This window comes from Pedosphaera parvula Ellin514, assembly GCF_000172555.1.
Taxonomy (GTDB): Bacteria; Verrucomicrobiota; Verrucomicrobiia; order Limisphaerales; family Pedosphaeraceae; genus Pedosphaera.
This window is the reverse complement of the sequence record NZ_ABOX02000031.1, coordinates 47,038-64,937: the sequence shown is the minus strand read 5'-3', so window position 1 is coordinate 64,937 and position 17,900 is coordinate 47,038. Positions and strand designations below refer to the sequence as shown.

At 52.3% G+C, this 17,900-nt stretch carries 17 protein-coding genes and 1 tRNA gene; 5 read left to right on the top strand and 13 right to left on the bottom strand.

Going from position 1 to position 17,900, the window contains the following annotated elements; all coding sequences use genetic code 11:
* Nucleotides 1-7: 7 nt before the first annotated feature.
* From CFLAV_RS36580 to CFLAV_RS20775, 8 genes are all read right to left on the bottom strand, one after another.
* Nucleotides 8-694 (bottom strand): type II secretion system protein, encoded by a 687-nt coding sequence (locus CFLAV_RS36580; protein ID WP_007416802.1) that lies wholly within the window; start codon nucleotides 692-694, stop codon nucleotides 8-10.
* Between the two features lie 12 nt (nucleotides 695-706).
* Nucleotides 707-982 (bottom strand): CopG family antitoxin, encoded by a 276-nt coding sequence (locus CFLAV_RS20805; RefSeq protein WP_007416801.1) that lies wholly within the window; start codon nucleotides 980-982, stop codon nucleotides 707-709.
* A gap of 51 nt (nucleotides 983-1,033) precedes the next feature.
* Entirely contained in the window at nucleotides 1,034-1,321 is a 288-nt protein-coding gene (locus CFLAV_RS20800; RefSeq protein WP_007416800.1) for a BrnT family toxin, read from the bottom strand.
* Between the two features lie 146 nt (nucleotides 1,322-1,467).
* Nucleotides 1,468-2,787, bottom strand: a complete 1,320-nt coding sequence (locus CFLAV_RS20795; protein WP_007416799.1) for a type II secretion system F family protein — start codon at nucleotides 2,785-2,787, stop codon at nucleotides 1,468-1,470.
* 13 nt (nucleotides 2,788-2,800) lie between these two features.
* Nucleotides 2,801-4,507, bottom strand: coding sequence for a GspE/PulE family protein (locus tag CFLAV_RS20790; RefSeq protein WP_007416798.1), 1,707 nt, complete (start codon nucleotides 4,505-4,507; stop codon nucleotides 2,801-2,803).
* Nucleotides 4,508-4,514: 7 nt separating this feature from the next.
* Nucleotides 4,515-5,624: a type IV pilus twitching motility protein PilT gene (locus tag CFLAV_RS20785; protein ID WP_007416797.1), complete on the bottom strand. Its 1,110-nt coding sequence runs from the start codon at nucleotides 5,622-5,624 to the stop codon at nucleotides 4,515-4,517.
* Between the two features lie 105 nt (nucleotides 5,625-5,729).
* Nucleotides 5,730-7,445: a GspE/PulE family protein gene (locus CFLAV_RS20780; protein WP_007416796.1), complete on the bottom strand. Its 1,716-nt coding sequence runs from the start codon at nucleotides 7,443-7,445 to the stop codon at nucleotides 5,730-5,732.
* Nucleotides 7,446-7,762: 317 nt separating this feature from the next.
* Nucleotides 7,763-7,839 (bottom strand) — tRNA-Arg (locus CFLAV_RS20775).
* A 316-nt stretch (nucleotides 7,840-8,155) separates the two neighbouring features.
* Here CFLAV_RS20775 and CFLAV_RS20770 point away from each other — a divergent pair.
* Complete coding sequence (locus CFLAV_RS20770) at nucleotides 8,156-8,452, top strand: ElaB/YgaM/YqjD family protein (RefSeq protein WP_007416795.1); 297 nt, start codon at nucleotides 8,156-8,158, stop codon at nucleotides 8,450-8,452.
* A 124-nt stretch (nucleotides 8,453-8,576) separates the two neighbouring features.
* Here CFLAV_RS20770 and CFLAV_RS20765 read toward each other — a convergent pair whose 3' ends face one another.
* Nucleotides 8,577-9,872 carry a dipeptidase gene (locus CFLAV_RS20765; RefSeq protein ID WP_007416794.1) on the bottom strand — a complete coding sequence of 432 codons (1,296 nt, stop codon included), beginning with the start codon at nucleotides 9,870-9,872 and terminating at the stop codon, nucleotides 8,577-8,579.
* Between the two features lie 3 nt (nucleotides 9,873-9,875).
* Complete coding sequence (gene acs / locus CFLAV_RS20760) at nucleotides 9,876-11,882, bottom strand: acetate--CoA ligase (protein WP_007416793.1); 2,007 nt, start codon at nucleotides 11,880-11,882, stop codon at nucleotides 9,876-9,878.
* Between the two features lie 333 nt (nucleotides 11,883-12,215).
* On the opposite strand from acs, the gene CFLAV_RS20755 reads away from it, so the two are divergent.
* Together CFLAV_RS20755 and CFLAV_RS20750 are read left to right on the top strand one after the other, a co-directional pair.
* Entirely contained in the window at nucleotides 12,216-13,022 is an 807-nt protein-coding gene (locus CFLAV_RS20755) for a mechanosensitive ion channel family protein (RefSeq protein ID WP_007416792.1), read from the top strand.
* 100 nt (nucleotides 13,023-13,122) lie between these two features.
* Nucleotides 13,123-13,641, top strand: a complete 519-nt coding sequence (locus tag CFLAV_RS20750) for a ferritin-like domain-containing protein (RefSeq protein WP_007416791.1) — start codon at nucleotides 13,123-13,125, stop codon at nucleotides 13,639-13,641.
* Between the two features lie 91 nt (nucleotides 13,642-13,732).
* Here the strand turns inward: CFLAV_RS20750 and CFLAV_RS20745 are convergent, their stop codons facing one another.
* The 3 genes from CFLAV_RS20745 to CFLAV_RS35660 form a co-directional block, all read right to left on the bottom strand.
* A complete protein-coding gene (locus CFLAV_RS20745) occupies nucleotides 13,733-14,215 on the bottom strand; it encodes a hypothetical protein (RefSeq protein WP_237712432.1) in 483 nt (160 codons plus the stop codon).
* Entirely contained in the window at nucleotides 14,166-14,372 is a 207-nt protein-coding gene (locus CFLAV_RS20740) for a hypothetical protein (RefSeq protein WP_007416789.1), read from the bottom strand. Before CFLAV_RS20740 ends, CFLAV_RS20745 begins: the two co-directional genes overlap by 50 nt.
* A gap of 127 nt (nucleotides 14,373-14,499) precedes the next feature.
* The gene (locus CFLAV_RS35660; RefSeq protein WP_007416788.1) at nucleotides 14,500-15,054 is read right to left on the bottom strand and encodes an EF-hand domain-containing protein; all 555 of its coding nucleotides are present in this window, start codon (nucleotides 15,052-15,054) and stop codon (nucleotides 14,500-14,502) included.
* Nucleotides 15,055-15,277: 223 nt separating this feature from the next.
* On the opposite strand from CFLAV_RS35660, the gene CFLAV_RS20730 reads away from it, so the two are divergent.
* A complete protein-coding gene (locus tag CFLAV_RS20730) occupies nucleotides 15,278-16,390 on the top strand; it encodes an iron-containing alcohol dehydrogenase (protein WP_007416787.1) in 1,113 nt (370 codons plus the stop codon).
* A gap of 5 nt (nucleotides 16,391-16,395) precedes the next feature.
* The gene (locus CFLAV_RS20725; RefSeq protein WP_007416786.1) at nucleotides 16,396-17,826 is read left to right on the top strand and encodes an aldehyde dehydrogenase family protein; all 1,431 of its coding nucleotides are present in this window, start codon (nucleotides 16,396-16,398) and stop codon (nucleotides 17,824-17,826) included.
* The last annotated feature ends 74 nt before the right edge of the window (nucleotides 17,827-17,900 follow it).

The window sequence follows — 17,900 nt, the reverse complement described above, 5'->3', positions numbered from 1 at the left end:
GGCTCGATTAGTAAGGACCAACACCTCGTTCCGGTTCATTGCTCCAATTGCTGATACGATTGGTCTTTCCACCGATAATTACATCAATCCACAAGTCGTATGTATTGGGATTGTGCTTGGGACTGGAGGAAACGTAATTAATTAGGTTGATGAGCGAATTATTTATATCCGGAACATCATTAGGTCCCTTGGAAGGCGAGAAGAAAACCCAGACTGGTTCGTTCGGGTCGTTGTTGATATTTTTCACCTTCTCCATCTTTATTTTTTCAATAAAATTATCGATTTCCTTCTTTTCAGCAGACGAATTCATTATTCCGGGCGTGCCGAAAAATGTGGTCAAAGTGGGAACGCTCCTAATGGTTTCGCCCTGGCCAAAATCGATCGTGAATGCAGGCACACCAGCAGCGGTGGTACTAAGCGCGCCCCAAAGCTCATAAACGAGTTGATTGTTGCCCGGCTTGTTGAGCTTGTTGTCAGGAGGATAAAAGCCCTTTTTGGCCTGGTAACGATCAATGGCTGTAACCAACTCGGAAATTTGTCCACGCGCGCGGGATTGGATTTTAGCCTTGCTCACAATCCCGGTTGCCGGGATGAGCAAGGCAGCCAAGATGGCAATGATAGCCATGACCACCAGGAGTTCGATGAGGGTGAACCCGGCAAATGAGGAGAGGCGGCGTTGAGGGTAAAGTTTCATTAATGCTATAAGTTATCGTTCACGCAATTCTTGTTCCATTCGCTCGCTCAACCATTGTTTGATCATGCTCTGATAATTCAGATACCTGGACCGGGCCAGCCGCTTGATCCTCGCCAGCATCCGCGGGTCGATGCGGAGGGTGATGGTCACCGATTCCGACGACTCGCTGTTGCCTGAGATGGCAGACTCCATGAGACGCAGGTCCGGGCGATAATCCGCCCAGTAATCCGCCTCAGCCGCCTCGCTGTCGAAGATCGGCACGTCTTCCCAATTGGCAAACGAATTCATAAAGAATTACTTGGCCGCCACCTCGTCATCAACGTTAAATTGGTTCGCCATTCAATGCGCCAGAGTTTGTTCCAATTTACGCTGATAAAAAAACCTCTCTTCAGCCTCCATCGTCCGGGCGAAAATGATCCGGATCAACTTCCCATTCGTGCGATATACGCTGAAAATCCCCACTCCGCCGGCAGACATACCGAGATTAAAAAAACGTGCCTGCACCGCGAAACGTGGTGTATCGGGCAGTAACTTTACTGCGAAAGGATCCTCGAAGGATTCCTCTATCTCCTGCCGTGTCAAAGAACCATCCAAATTGAAGGGCAAATTATTCCAATCAAACTCCATATTGAGTTAATTGTATGTGTAAAGCCCATGCAATGTGTTTACATTGTATTTACACATGGCGATTATGTTTGTCAACAGGGATTATTGGTTATTATTAAAAAAAGCCACCAGGAACGTCCCAGTGGCTTTGATGTGTTTAGATTGGTTTAGTCGCCACTCTTTTTGTCGGTGGAATCGATGCCGTTCATCAGGGCAATCAGCGGCAGGAACATGGCGATAACGATACTGCCAACGACCACAGCCAGGAAGACGATCATGATCGGTTCAAGCAGTGAGGTCATGGCGGAAACTGCGTTATCAACTTCTTCGTCGTAATTGTCGGCAATTTTGAGCAACATTTCCGGCAAAGCACCGGTTTGTTCGCCGACGTCCACCATGCTGATAACCATGGGCGGGAATACACGGGATGCTTCGAGCGGTGCGGTGATGGTTTCGCCTTCCTTCACACTTTCGTGCACGGCCATAACGGCGTTCGCAACAATGACGTTGCCGGCGGTTTCCTTGACGATGTTCAGCGCCTGCAGAATCGGCACACCGCTGCTGACCAGAGTACCGAGGGTACGGGTGAAGCGCGCGATGGCGACCTTGCTGATGACCGGACCGACAACCGGCATTTTGAGCTTAAATTTATCCCACACACGACGACCCGGTTTGGTGCGGATGGTGAGCATGAAGATGATTATGACGGCGATGATACCGCCCAAAGTTACGAGGAAGTGATCCTTGATGGCGCGGGAAATGCCGAGAACCAAGCGGGTGAAGGCCGGGAGTTGTGCGCCTTCCAACATGCCGGCGAAAACAGTTTCGAATTGCGGAATGACGTAAACCATCAATATCGCCATGATGACCACCGCGACCACCAAAACGGCGACGGGATAGAACATGGCTGCGATGACCTTGCCTTTGATCTTCTGGGCCTTTTCCATGAACTCGGCCAAGCGGTTCAAGACGACTTCGAGCACACCGCCCAGTTCGCCGGCTTTAACCATGTTTATGTAGAGACGATTGAAAACTTTGGGATGTTGCGCCAGGCCTTCAGAGAAGGTGCTGCCACCTTCAATGGATGCGCCCAGATCTCCGATGATGCCGCGCAACGTGGGATTTTTTTCCTGCTTTTCCAAGACCCGCAGACCGCGGAGCAAAGGCAAACCGGCATCGACGAGCGTGGCCAACTGACGGGTGAAAGTGGTAAGGACCTTGGATTTAACGCGACCGCTCAGACCGGGGATTTTAATGCTGATATTGGCATTCATCCCCTTCCCCTTGCCTTTGCCTTTCGCAACGGCAGCCTTCTTTTTATCCTTGGAAGCTTTGTCGGGTTTCTCCTTGTCGACTTCGACAATCTTGGTGGGGAAAAAGCCCATCTCCTTGACGCGCGTAATGGCTTCGTTCTGAGTGGCGACGTCCAGGGTGCCTTTGGTCTCCTTGCCGCGGGAGTCCATCGCTACATAACTGAATTTTGGCATAAGAAACCTGCGTTTAGGTGTATTTCACCACTTCTTCGATGGTTGTGTTGCCGTCGAATATACCGCGCAGGCCATCCTCCCGCAACGTTATCATTCCCAGTTCGACGGCCTTTTGACGGACCACCACAGTTGGTGCGCGTTCGTTGATGAGCGCACGAATCGGCTCGCTCACCACCAGCAATTCATAAATACCTTTTCGGCCTTTGTAACCGGTATCATTACAAGTGGAACAACCGCGGCCGTAGTAGAACATTTTATCACCCAGGTCGTGTGGGGACAGGTTCAAAAGATTCAGCTGATTTTCGGTCGGCTCGAACGGTGTGCGGCAGTTCTTGCAAACCGTACGCACCAGGCGTTGAGCCAACACCCCCATCAAGGTGGAGGAAATCAGGAACGGTTCCACGCCCATGTCCACGAGACGTGTGACGGCGCCGGGAGCATCGTTCGTATGGAGCGTGCTCAAAACCAAGTGACCAGTAAGGGAGGCTTGAATGGAAATCTGGGCGGTTTCCAGATCGCGCATTTCTCCCACCATGATGATGTCGGGATCTTGACGCAGGAACGAGCGCAACACTTTACTGAAAGTCAGTCCGGAAGCTTCGTTGATAGCCACCTGCATGATGCCTTCGATGTCAAACTCCACCGGATCCTCCGCGGTCAGCAACTTGGAATCGATGGTATTAACCGTGCGCAGGCAGGAATAAAGCGTGGTCGTTTTGCCGGAACCAGTGGGCCCAGTGACGACGAAGATGCCGTTCGGACGATTAATCGCTTCGACAACGTACTCGTGGATGTTGCGGGGAAAACCGAGCGCATTGATATCGAGATTGACCGAGTTCCGATCGAGAACACGCAACACCACAGATTCGCCAAATTGAGTTGGGAGAGTGGATACGCGCAGATCGATGACGCGATTTCCGAGATTCAGGCTGATACGTCCGTCCTGCGGGAGGCGGCGTTCTGAGATGTTCAGGTTCGCCATGACCTTGATACGCGAGGTGACGGGCAAAGCCAGGTGCTTGGGCGGAGGGGCCATTTCGTAGAGCGCACCATCCACGCGATACCGAATGCGGAATTCCGTTTCAAACGGCTCGAAATGAATATCACTCGCACGATCCTGAACAGCCTGGAATAAAATCAAATTTACGAAGCGAACAATGGGAACTTCATTTGCAAGATCCGCCAAAACGGTATCACTATTGGCACCTTCGACTGCGGCAACCTCGCTGGCGATTCCCTTGTCATCGCCGATTTCCTTCAGAATATCCGAGAAACTTTCCTCTTCCGTGCCATAACTCTTTTCAATGGCTTTTTCGATGTCAGCGGGATCAGCCACCACCACCTGGATGTCTCTTTTGACAACGAAACCCAGTTCATCAATATGACGGGGATCGAGCGGCTCCATCGGGGCGATCTGGACGGTATTGCCGAAGACGCCGACCGGAATGCAACGGTACATGCGGGCTGTGGAAGCAGGAACTGCCGCCAGGATGTCCTTGGTCAATTCCCGATCGCGCAGGGAAACGACTTCCGTACTGAGCGCATCCGCTTCGAGTTGCAGGATTGTGGCGATGTCCATGATGCCCAAGTCCTGCAGGATCTGAATCACAGGTTTGCCACTGCGGCCCAGTTCCCCCTCGACTTCTTCGTACTGCAAGTCGTCGATCAGGTTTTGTTCCTTGATCAACGACAGCAAAGGATCAGAAATAATGTCTGACATAGCACGCTCAATTCTTCTTCGACGTTTCCACGTTCATGGCCTGCGCCAGTTCCAATTCCTGCAATTTCGACTGGATGGTGATCGGGTCCTGGGACTTCTGAATTACTTCTTCACGGGCAATCTTGCCAGCCATGTAAGCCTCCAACAAGCAACTATCCAGCGTTACCATGCCGAACTTGGCGCCCGTTTGAATGTCGGAATTTAAACGGAAGGTTTTATTATCACGGATCAGCGCGGCAATGGAAGGCGTGTTGACCATGATTTCGAAGATGGCCACGCGACCCGGCTTGTCGATACGCGGGATAAGCAACTGGGAAATGACCGCCTGCAACACCGTTGAAAGCTGAATACGAATCTGTTCCTGCTGGTTGGTGGGGAAGGCGTTCACGATACGATCAATCGTCTTGGCTGCGCCGGTGGTGTGGAGGGTGCCGAACACCAAGTGACCCGTTTCCGCAGCCGTGATGGCGGCATCAATCGTTTCAAGGTCGCGCATTTCACCGACCAGAATCACATCAGGGTCCTGACGCAAGGCGCGGCGCAAAGCCTCGGCGAAACTGGGCACGTCAACGTGAATTTCACGTTGCGTGATGACCGCTTTCTTGTGCTTGTGATAGAATTCGATCGGGTCCTCGATCGTTATGATGTGAGCTTCCTCGCGCTCCTCGTTGATCACGTTGATCATTGAAGCCAGCGTCGTGCTTTTGCCGGAGCCGGTAGGGCCGGTTACCAGGACCAGACCACGGGGCTTGTAGAGAAGTTCGCGGACGGACGGAGGCAATCCGATGGTATCGAGCGGCAGCAATTTGTTCGGGATCTGGCGCAAGACCATGCCGAAGTTACCCTTTTCCTTGAATACACTAACGCGGAAACGGGCCAACTCACCGAAAGCAAAGCCGAAATCCGAACCACCGCGTTCCCGGACATGCTGGATATGATCGTCCGAGGTGATACTGCGCATCAATTCTTCGGAGTCTTCCGGAGCCAGTATGGGGCCTTCCACGCGATGTAGAATTCCGTGCACCCGGATGACGGGAGGCAGACCTACGCGAATGTGCAGGTCAGACGACCCTTCGGAGACCATCAACTGCAGCAAATCGGACATTTGATACGACATACGCGAATTTCTAATTTCGATTCAGATTATTACAAAAGGTTAAAAACTTATCCCAAAATGATAAAGTAGATTCGTCATCAGCAGGAGTGATTGAAATGAGCTGCTTCAATCCACGTCCCCCACCGTCGCGCGGACCACCTCTTCCGTAGTGGTCAATCCAGCCAGCACCTTCCGGATGCCGTCCTCGCGCAGTGTGCGCATACCCATTTCACGGGCGCGAATGCGCAGCACGGAAGAGGGAACACGTTCATAGATCAACTTGCGGGCTTCGTCATCGATCACAAACACCTCGAATACGCCGAAGCGACCCCGATAACCCGTCTTGGAACAATTACTGCAGCCCTTGCCCTTCATAAAGGTGGCGTCCTTCACGCTGCCAGGATCGACACCCAGGGAGCGGAGTTCGGCATCGGTCGGAGTGTAGGGAGCTGCGCATTGGCGGCAAATCTTTCGAACCAGACGTTGGGCCATCAAGGCGCGGGTTGAAGAAGCAACCAGGAAGGGCTTTACGCCGATATCGATCAAACGAGTCACGGCACCGGGAGCATCATTGGTGTGGAGCGTGGAGAACACCAAGTGACCGGTGAGGGAGGCGTTGATGGCGATGGTGGCCGTTTCGATATCTCGAATTTCCCCCAGCATGATCACGTTCGGCGCCTGACGCAGCATTGAACGCAAGGCGGCGGAGAAAGTAAGCCCCACCAGTTCGTTCACCTGCACCTGGTTGATGCCAGCCAATTGATATTCAACAGGGTCTTCGACCGTAATGATTTTACGGTCGGGCCGGTTAATAAAGTGGAGACAGGAATAAAGCGTGGTGGTCTTACCGGAACCGGTGGGGCCGGTAACGAGCAAAATACCGTCGGGCAAACCAATCAATCGTTCGAAGGTCTGTTGGTCATCAGTGAAGAAACCCAGCTCCGGCAAGCCGAGGCGCAATCCTTCCTTGTCCAAAATACGCATGACGATGCTTTCGCCATGGTTTGTGGGGAGGCAGGATACGCGCAAATCGATGGTCTTGCCGCCAACTTGCGTCTGGATGCGTCCGTCCTGCGGAATGCGTTTTTCCGCGATGGACATGTTCGACTGAATTTTGAGGCGGCTGATGATGGAAGGCTGAAGACGCTTGGGCGGACTCTTCATTTCCTGCAACACACCGTCAATTCGGTAACGAACGCGGAAGGTTTTGGAGAGTGGTTCCAGGTGGATATCGGAAGCCCGCAATTTGAAAGCTTCAACGATCAGCGTATTGACCAGCTTGATAATCGGGGCATCCGCTTCGAGAACCGTGTCGTCGCCGCCAGCACCGCCGGTTGGAATGGCAACCTCGGACTGGGTCAGCTCCAGGATGGTCTTTTCGAGCTGGGAGTTTTCTCCCATCATGGCACGACCGCCATAATATTTGTTGAGAGAAAATTCGATCTCCTCTTCGCTGGCAACCTTGTATTCAATTTCAGCGCGCAGGATATGGTGCAGGCTATCGATGGTATCCAGATCCGATGGATCGGCGAGAGCTATGGTAACGGTGTTGCCAAACTTGGATATCGGCACCACACGATACTTTTTGGCGACGTCGCGGCGGACGAGGGAAATGACGTCATCGGCGAGTTGCAGATCACCCAATGGAACCACCTCAGCGCCGAAGTGTGCGGCTTTGGCCTGGGTGACATCCGCGGAGCGAATCAGTTTGTTGGCGACCAAAAAGTCGACCACTCCGACGCCGGCGGCCGTCGCTTCTTCACGAGCCCTGGCCACCTGCTCGGCAGTTACAAACCCCAGATCAGTTAAAATATCTACTAGATAATCGTCTTTTTCTGCCACATTTACCTCTCAGCTTCTCGACTTGACTCACGGAAATTCGAACACACTAGCGATGAAATATTTAATGTCAATCTAGAGCAATTCGCATTCCATACCCGTAATCGCCAGATTGAATCAACTCTGAGGGTTGGCGGCAAGAAGGCAATTACCTTGCTGCGCTGTTTAGACATGGGGCTGGCAGAACGGTTCGAACTTGGAAAATAATTTAAGATCAGGCGTGATGCAGTTCTGAGAATAGAAGGAACAAATCACAAAAGTTCCCGCAAAATGCGTGAAGAAGACGCAAATGATTGCTGTAAGAGGCTTCCTTAAGAAAGTGGTGCACCCAAAAGGAGTTGAACCTTTAACCTTCTGATCCGTAGTCAGATGCTCTATCCAATTGAGCTATGGGTGCACTCAAAGGTCGAGAAAGCTACAAATGGTGGCTGCATTGTGCAAGCACATTTGTAATTTTTTCAAACTTCGCACTCGCCCAGTTTAACACAAAGCCGCCCAAAAAAGCAATGGCTCTGAATCAAATGGCGATTTGGTTCACGCGAACTGAAGTGAATTGAAAGGTGTTGGAGGAGGTTTTTCGCGCCAGCCAGCGGGCTTGATATCATACAGATGTCTAAAAATCGGCCAAAGATTGGCTGTAGAGTTCGTCGCGTTTGAGGGCAATACCCCATGGCAGTTGAGGGCCACGGTCGTATCTTACTGCAATTAAGAGGATGCCTGAAACCAGCAACAGCAAACCTTGGAAAGAAAAATCTATGGAACCAAGATCACAAAGTGAGCAGCTGAAAAAATCAGCTGAAGAAGTTACGGAGAATCTGCGTGAAGCCAGCGAAGAGGCACAGAATCGGCTGAGCGAACTGTGGGACGTCGGCAAGGAAAGAGTTGCCACCTATGCAAAGGCGACAGATCAGAAGATACATGAAAATCCCTATCAAACCATTGGCATTGCCTTCGGTGTTGGCCTGTTGATCGGAGTATTGATCAATCGCAGAGGCCGTTCTGAGGATTGAGTTTGTTTTTGATTATAGGCAGATTTCAGCAGGTCACCCCAAAACGGTGAGCGGAAATTGAATGCAGTTAATGCGCGCAATTTCCGCTCAGTTTTTAATTGCCGGCAATCGGAATAAAGCCCGGTTATTTGCCGCCGGCTTGCAATCTTGAAGCCACTTGTTCAGCCTGGCGCAGCACGCGCAGCAAGTTTTGCCCCGCCACTTTCTTTATGTCTTCCCGGCTGTACCCGCGGTTCATCAATTCAGCCATGAGAGCGGGATAACACGAAACATCCTCCATACCCACGGGTGGACCGTCGAAGCCTTCATAATCTCCACCTACACCAACGTGGTCGATGCCAGCTACTTTGCGCACATGGTCGATGTGGTCAGCGACATCTTTTAATGTGGCGGGTTCATTAACAGGATGAGCAGCATCCCAAACTTTCATCTCAGCGCGACGCTTCTCCGGATCATCCGGAAATACTTTAGCCAGTCGGGTCCATTCATCTTTTTTAGCCAGACCGTGTTTGCGCGCCGGTTCGGTTAGGAATTGTGGAAAGAAAGTGACCATGACGATGCCGTTGTTGGTGGCAACCATCTTTAACACGTCATCCGGGACGTTCCGTGGATCATCGCACAAAGCGCGGGCGCAGGAGTGAGAGAAAATAACGGGGGCCTTGGAGATCTTGATGGCAGAACGCATGGTATCGGGCGAGACGTGGGAGAGATCGACCAGCATTCCGAGCCGATTCATCTCAAGGACGACCTGCTCGCCAAAGGAACTCAAGCCATGATTTCTTGGTTCATCATTGGCTGAATCGGCCCACGGAACGTTCTTTGTGTGAGTGAGCGTCATGTAGCGTGCACCCAGCACGTAAGTCATACGCAACATGGCCAGGGAGCCATCTATCGAATGACCTCCCTCCATGCCAATCAGCGAGGCAATTTTTCCCTTTTTATGAATCCGTTCGACATCGTCGGCGGTGAGTGCGAGTTCGAAGGCTTCGGGATAACGAGCCATCATTTGATGGACGACGTCAATCTGCTCGAGAACGGCGCGGACCGCGACGGAACCGGTCAGAATGGGTGGAATATAAACCGACCAAAATTGTCCCCCGACTCCACCGGCACGTAGACGTGGGATATCGGTCACCATGGGCGATTTGAGCTTGCTGGTATCGGACCGGAGGTCGATGTCGTCCGCGTCATTGGTCAGCTTGCGATATTGCCAGGGGACATCGTTGTGACCATCAATGAGCGGGACCTCGCGAAGGATGGCTTTTACCTCGTCAATTTTAGCATCGTTGGTTTTCAAGGATGAAGCGGGGTTATCAGCAGCCGCACCCGGTTGAGTAAAACCGAGTGCGACCACCAAGGAGGTTAAGCCGAGGATTCGCATCGTTAATACCTGGTTGCGAATCCAGAATGTTGATTTCATCAATTATTCTTCACTGCTGCCCAGTTTTGTGAGCACTGTGAGATCTTCCAAAGTCGTGGTATCGCCCTTGATTTCCGCACCGGAAGCGATTTGTTTGAGCAGCCGTCGCATAATCTTTCCAGAACGGGTCTTGGGCAAAGCTTCAGCGAAACGAATATCATCAGGTTTCGCCACCGGCCCAATTTCCTTGCCCACGTGGTTACGCAGTTCATCGCGCAGGTTTTGGTCGGCAACCACACCAGTCTTGACCGTAACGAAGGCCACGAGCGCCTGGCCTTTCAAATCGTCGGGGCGGCCAACCACGGCGGCCTCGGCAACTTTTTGGTTGCTCACCAGCGCACTTTCAACCTCAGCGGTGCCGATTCGATGGCCGGCCACGTTGAGAACATCATCAATGCGCCCAACGATCCAGAAATAGCCGTCTTTATCCGTGCGGCAACCATCGCCGGTAAAATAACTGCCAGGCACCTCGCTCCAATAAGTGTCCTTGTAGCGTTGCATGTCGCCCCAGATGCCGCGGAGCATGCTGGGCCATGGCTTGCGAATGACGAGTTTGCCGCCGCTGTTTTTCGGCAAGGTTTTTCCCTGATCATCGACGATCTCAGGCACAATTCCGAAGAAAGGAAGGGTTGCCGTGCCGGGTTTGGTTGGAGTGGCACCAGGGAGTGGCGAAATCATGATGCTACCGGTTTCTGTCTGCCACCAGGTATCGACAATCGGGCAACGCTTGCCACCGACAACTTCGTGATACCAAATCCAGGCTTCGGGATTGATCGGTTCGCCGACCGACCCCAGAAGTCGCAACGAGGTCAAATCATGCTTCCTGGGCCACTCCACGCCCCACTTCATGAAAGCGCGGATGGCGGTGGGAGCAGTATAGAGAACAGTGATGCCATACTTGGCGATCAACCGCCAAAAACGGTCTGGCTCAGGATGATTGGGTGCCCCTTCGTACATGAAGCTGGTGGCGCCATTAGCCAGAGGGCCATAGACGACATAGCTATGGCCGGTAACCCAGCCGATATCGGCGGTGCACCAATAAACATCCGTCTCCTGGAGATCGAAAATGTACTTGGTGGTGAGCTTTGCCCCGAGCAGATAGCCACCGGTCGTATGAAGAATTCCTTTAGGTTTGCCAGTGGAACCACTGGTATAAAGAATGAACAGCGGCGCTTCGCTATCCATTTTTTCGGCCGGGCAATTGGCATCCACCTGCTCCATTTCACGGTGCCACCAGACGTCGCGCCCTTCTTCGATGCGGACATCGTTATTGGCACGGCGATGGACAATCACCTTTTCAATGGTTTTGGTCAGAGAGTTGCCCTGGGCATCCTTTATCGTGAGAGCCTCGTCGACGTTCTTTTTGAGGGGAACCACGGCTCCGCGACGATAACCACCATCGGTGGTGATGACCAACCTGGCCTGGCAATCGAAGATTCGATCGGCCACAGACTGGGCGCTGAAGCCACCGAAAACGACCGAGTGAATGACGCCAATACGGGTGCATGCGAGCATGGCGATGGCAGCCTCGGGAACCATCGGCATATAAATAATGACGCGGTCACCTTTTTTCAGGCCGTTGCGTTTCAGGACATTCGCGAACTTGCAGACCTCGTGGTGAAGTTGCTTGTAGGTCAATGTGCGTTCTTCACCGGGGATACCAGCTCCAGCTGGTTCTCCCTCCCAAATCAAGGCTGCCTTATTGGCGGTCGGAGTGTTGAGATGACGGTCGAGGCAGTTATAGCTGACATTCAACTGGCCACCGACAAACCATTTTGCGAAAGGAGCTTTCCATTGGAGCACCTTTTTCCATGGTTTGAACCAGACTAATTCTTCCCTGGCCTGTTTGCCCCAGAACTTATCAGGGGACTTGATCGATTCGTTGTAAAGCTTGCGGTAGTGCGCCAGGGATTTGACGTGAGCGCGGGAGGAAAATTCTTTGGACGGTTTGAAAACGCGATTCTCGGTTTGGAGCGACGTGATATTGGTAACTTTGTCTGGTGCTGGCATAAATAAATCGGATTCCGCGATAATGTAAGAAGGAGGGAGGGTGCGTCAACGTCGAATAGACCGGGACGGTCTTTGGGTGATGACCAGGCAAGCCCGGCAAATTTGCTGTGGAATGATTGGCACCGGAGGAAACAGCCAGCCGCCAGCAAACGCTAAAGTCACTTTATTTTTGAAATGTTTGGGGCGTACACCCTATGGCGATGGCACCTATTAGGGCTAGGTTGCAAAAGAAGTAAAGGCACATGGAAGGCAACCCGGTCAATTTGTTAAAACTCAAAAGCGAGTCAGTGGAAGTGGGAAGAAACATCTTTTGTCAGCCTGAAAGGAAAGATTATGAACAACGCAGGAGTTAATTTGAGGACCGGGTTGGAATCGGCATGGACGAGCTTCATGACTTTCATACCGAATCTCTTTCTGTTCGCCGTTATCTTGATTGTGGGTTACTTTATAGCCAAGATTGCGGCCAAGGTCTTAAACAAAGTATTGAGTCGGCTGGGTTTTGACCGATGGGTGGAAAGAGGCGGAATTAAACGATCGATGGAGCGGGCAAATTGGACTGCGAGCCAAGTTGTGAGCACGATTCTCTTCTATACCATATTTCTGTTTGTGCTGCAGTTGGCGTTTGGCGTATTCGGGCCGAATCCAATCAGCCTCATCATCACAGGGATCATCGCATTTTTGCCCAGGCTCTTTGCGGCGATGGCGATTTTGATTGTCGCTGCAGCAGTGGCTACTGGCGTGAAGGAGATATTACAGGCCACATTGGGCAGTTTAAGCTATGGCCGGGCTTTGGCGACCATGGCTTCGGTAGCCATCGTCACCGTGGGTATCTTCATGGCACTGAATCAAGTGAGGATAGCACCCGCCATAGTAAATGGATTGTTTTATGCTGCGCTGGCCGTTGTCGTGGGTTCAGCCATTATTTCCATCGGCTGTGGCGGAATCGCACCGATGCGCAGGGAGTGGGAACAGGCACTGGGGAAAATGCATCAGGAAGCACCTAAACTTAGAGCAGCAGCATCCAACGCACCACGGGCGGCACAGGCAAAAACCCAGGAGTTTGGCCAACCTGTGGCTGTGGCTGCAGCCGAAGAAGCGCAGGATCTTCCTGAACGGCCGCGATTCCCCACCCAGCCTTAAGGTAAGCATGTGCCGAATCCGGAGTAGAAGTAGGCCTGACCATCCATAGGAAAACGGAATCCTGCGACCGGAAGCAGGATTCCAATCAAAACCAGAAGTTATGGCCAAGGAAGAAACTAAACAGGAATCGAACATTTCACGTGAACAAATGGTGCACCTGCTAAATGAGGATTTGGCGCGTGAATACCAGGCAATCATTGCCTACACCGTCTACAGTCAGGTCCTCAAGGGAGCGGAATACATGGATATCGCCCGCGAATTGGAAAAACATGCGGGAGAAGAACTAGCGCATGCCCTGAAAATTTCGAAGCAGATTGATTATTTTGGCGGCATGCCGGGAGTCACGCCCAAGCCGGTGAAAGTGTCTGATGATCCGCAGGAAATGCTGAAAGCGGATTTGGAAAATGAGCGCGAGACGGTGGCACAATACCGTCAACGCATACGCCAGGCAGAAGCCATGGGAGAATTCGCGTTGAGTGAGATTTTACGCGAGATCATTGTTCAGGAGCAGGACCATGAAATGGATTTGAGCGATGCCTTGGGAATCGATGTGCCACTGCCGAAAAGCATAGACAACGGAAGGTTTGCGGAGTTCGCACCAACGGGAAAACATCGCTAGGCATTTACGATCAGGCGGTCACAACGAAGCGGCCTCAGTGAAAACTGGAGCCGCGTTTCTTTTTTGTCGTAACCGGCCCACCGCTATTTTTTCAGGAAATGGAAACGGCGACCAGCCCAGCAAAGGCGAGAAAAGCTAAAAATACTCCAAAAATCAGTCCCGCCGAAAGGCCACAGATTGCGCCAAGCCTGGTCTGCCAGCGGCGCTCGAAATAAATGGAAAGGCCGGCAAGGACGGCATAGGCGGCTGCAAAAATGAAGACGGCAGAACAAGCGGCGCCAAAAAGCCAGATGAAAACCCGGGAGGCTGCCATGCCTTGAGTGAGGAGATTTCCAGCCACAAAAACCAGAGCGCTCGATCCACAGACCAGGGATATTTTTGGAAAAATCTGATCCCAGGATACAAGCCAGTTTTCTATAGTTGATTTTGTAAGTTGCATAGTCGGTATCGGCTCCTTCGCCATTCCATCCTCGGCCATGGCCAGACGAGATGCAAGTAGCGGATTATCCCATTGCAGACGAAGCCTATACCCGTTTCCAGCCAAGCATGCGTGCAGGGAGAAATAAAATTGCACGCAGGAGTGTGAGTATGGCTTCAACGAGAATGAAGAAGATCCGGAAAGGCAAGGCAATCAGCCAGACAATTGGCAGAAGCACCAGGAGAAGCACTGCCAGCGGCCAGCAAAGCACGAACAGGATGCCGAATCCGATAATTGCCAATAAGAATTTCATCCTCCTCTATGCTCTCATTTCGTTGAAAAGAGTCAAGACTGCCAGAACCCGAAATTTGCCAAAGAACAGAAAGACAGCAGCCGCCGGCCTGATGCCGGCGGCGCATTTGGGTGGGGATAAAAGACTATTATTGCTGGGCAGGCGGCGCCTGATGAGGCGGGCAGAACTCGTCATGCGTGAGTTGGGCGTCACCATTCGTGTCCAGTTCAGCGAGCGCAGCAGGAGCGTTGGCAATTTCCTCAGCCGAAAGCACCCCGTCATGATTTGTATCCAAAACAGTCATAAGGTATGGGACCGGAGGCTGCATGCCCTGTCCGCCACCATGCGGCGGCAGGCCTTGAGGAGCATTCGTTTGATGTCCGTTCTGAGGAGGAAGGGGTGGACGTAATTCATCTGGAGTCAATTGACCATCCCCGTTTTTGTCCAATTTCAACAGAGCAACGGGAGCGTCCATGATTTCGCTGGCGCTAATAATACCATTGTGGTCCGCATCCAGAACCATCAGGATGGGTGATGGCGGTGGACCTTGCATGGGCCCTTGAGAACTATTGGTATTACCACCCGAATTGCCGGCGCCATGGGAGGGAATGCGCACACCGCGACCGGGGCGGGTTTGAGCGGAGACCGTGAGCAGTGAGGTTCCGAGGGTGAGAGCGAAAACAATCAGATGTGCTTTTTTCATTTTTTGAACCTTTCTCTTTGCTGGTCCTGCGCTGCGTTTTGCAGTTTCGGTTACTCAGCGTTGCAAGAAGATTTAGAACCAGGCTGGTAAAGCAAATATGTGTAAAGGAGGGAAAATTGTTAAGGAGATGTAAAAGTTTTTTATCGCCGAGTGGAAATAATGCACGCATATCTGGTTTATTCACTCCATTGACGCCAATTCTGGTCAGAGGCATAATTCGCGCATGGTTTCATCCTTTTCCTTTCCCACGAAAATAAGGTTCGGCGCAGGCGTCATCCAGGAACTACCAGAGCATCTCACGACCTTGGGCATGAAAAAACCATTGATCGTAACCGATCCCGGCCTCCTGCCCACCAATGCTTTCAAAAAGCTTGACAAAATTTCGAATGGCAGATGGCCTGTGTTTTCTGGAGTTCATCCGAATCCCACCATTGAAGACGTGGAAGCTGCCACGAAGGCTTACCAGGAGAACCAGTGCGATTCAGTGATTGCGTTTGGCGGAGGCAGCGCACTTGATGTGGGCAAGGTGATTCGCATGTGCATCAAGCGACCGGAGAAACCATTGATTCCTTTTGAGTTCGGCGCGGATTGGAGCGGGTTGGTTCCGTGCATCACGATTCCCACCACCGCGGGCACAGGCAGCGAAGTGGGTCGCAGCTCGGTTATCATCAAAGATGGGCGCAAGCAGGTTATTTTTCATCCTTCCCTTCTGGCCAGCCTGGTGATTCTCGATCCAGAGCTCACCGTTGGTCTGCCGCCCAAACTCACGGCGGCGACCGGGGCCGATGCACTGATTCATTGCATCGAGTCCGTGACATCACCCGTATTTCATCCCATGTGTGATGGCATTGCCCTGGAAGGCATTCATCTCATCAGCCAATCACTCGTTAAAGCTGTGAAGAATGGCAAGGACATCGAAGCGCGCGGCAGGATGCTGGTGGCTGCGATGATGGGTGCGGTCGCTTTCCAGAAGGACCTGGGAGCGATTCATTCACTGGCGCATCCCCTCTCCACTTTTTGCGGACTGCACCACGGCACTGCCAATGCGCTGTGCACATCAGTCGTGATGCAGTTTAACGCTTCGAAACTTCCTGGGGTTTATCGGCGAGTCGGCATTGCGCTGGGATTGAACAATCCCGACGACGCAACGACCATCAAACATGTCAGCAACCTGCTCTGCGAGATTGGACTTGAACCAGGATTACGAGCCTATGGCGTGAAGGAATCGCAACTCGATGCCATGAGCGATCAAGCTTTTGCGGATGGTTGTCATCAGACGAATCCGGTTCCAGTGACGCGAGACGATTTACGACGGCTTTATCAACAGGCACTTTGATTCCCATGCAATTCCCCACGAAACTTATCATCGACGGCAAAGCGGTCGAACCCACGGGCGGCAGGATGACAGCGGTTATCAACCCAGCGACTGAAGAAGCATTTTGCGAAGTAGCTTCCGGAAGTGTGCAGGATGTGGATACCGCAGTGCAGGGGGCGCAACGAACCTTTGAGCAAAGCTGGCGCGATTACACACCGGGCAAGCGGGCTGAGGTCATGTTTCAAATTGCCAGGGTACTGCGCGAGCATGCGGAGGAATTGTCACAACTTGAGAGCCTTTCGATTGGCAAACCAATTGCCGATGCGCGGGATGAAATTGCGATGGGTGCAAGGACGTTCGAGTATTATGCGGGAGCGATTTCGCGATTTGGCGGTCAGACCATTCCAGTCGCGCGTGGTGGATTTGACTTCACCCTGAGGCAGCCGATGGGAGTGGTGGCGGCGATTGTGCCATGGAACTTCCCCTTCCCCATTGCCACGTGGAAGGTGGCACCCGCTTTGGCGGCGGGCAATTGCGTTGTTCTCAAACCCGCGCGGCAGTCTCCCCTCACCGCTTTGCGAATGGGTGAACTGGCGTTGGAAGCCGGGTTGCCCACGGGAGCGTTGCAGGTATTGTCAGGATCGGGACAGGAAATCGGTGATGCACTGGTGCAGCATCCGTTGATTCGCAAAATTTCGTTTACCGGCTCGACTGAAGTGGGTTCGCATATCATGCAACTGGCGGGACGGGATATTAAGAGAATTTCTCTCGAACTCGGTGGGAAGTCGCCGAACATTGTATTTGCGGATGCAGATCTTGAAAAAGCTGCGACCAGTTCGCCGATGAGCGTGTTTGCCAATACCGGGCAGGATTGTTGCGCGCGGAGTCGCGTGTTCGTGGAGCGGTCGGTGTATGAGAAATTTGTGGAATTGTTCGTGCAAGAGACACGCAAGCTGGTGGTGGATGAACCGGCAAAAGTAGAAACCCAAATTGGACCGATGGTTTCCAAGCAGCAGCGGGAGAGCGTGGAAGGATATTTGCAAACGGTGAAATCGCCGCGTCATAAAATTCTTTGCGGCGGCGATCGTCCTGCTCGCAAAGGTTATTATCTCAATCCGGCGGTGGTGTTGGGTTGCGAGACATCCGATAAAATTTGGCGGGAGGAAGTTTTCGGGCCGGTGGTTTGCATCCGGCCATTCGATAAGGAAGAGGAGATGTTGGCGGAGGTCAATGATTCGCCTTATGGGTTGAGTGGCTCAATCTGGACGAATGATTTAAAGAAGGCCTTGCGTGTTTCGCGTCGGGTGGAGAGCGGTGTGTTGAGCGTGAACTGCCATAACAGCCTGCATTTGGAAGCACCGTTTGGTGGATTTAAGCAGAGTGGATTGGGACGCGATCTTGGGATGGCGGCGATGGAGGGTTGCACGGAGTTGAAAAATATTTACATTGCAGAATAAAGCCGGCTGCAGCACCGGGCGGTCTGGTTCCCAGAAGTCAAATCAGTTCAAAATAGAGATTTTGTGATCCGGTT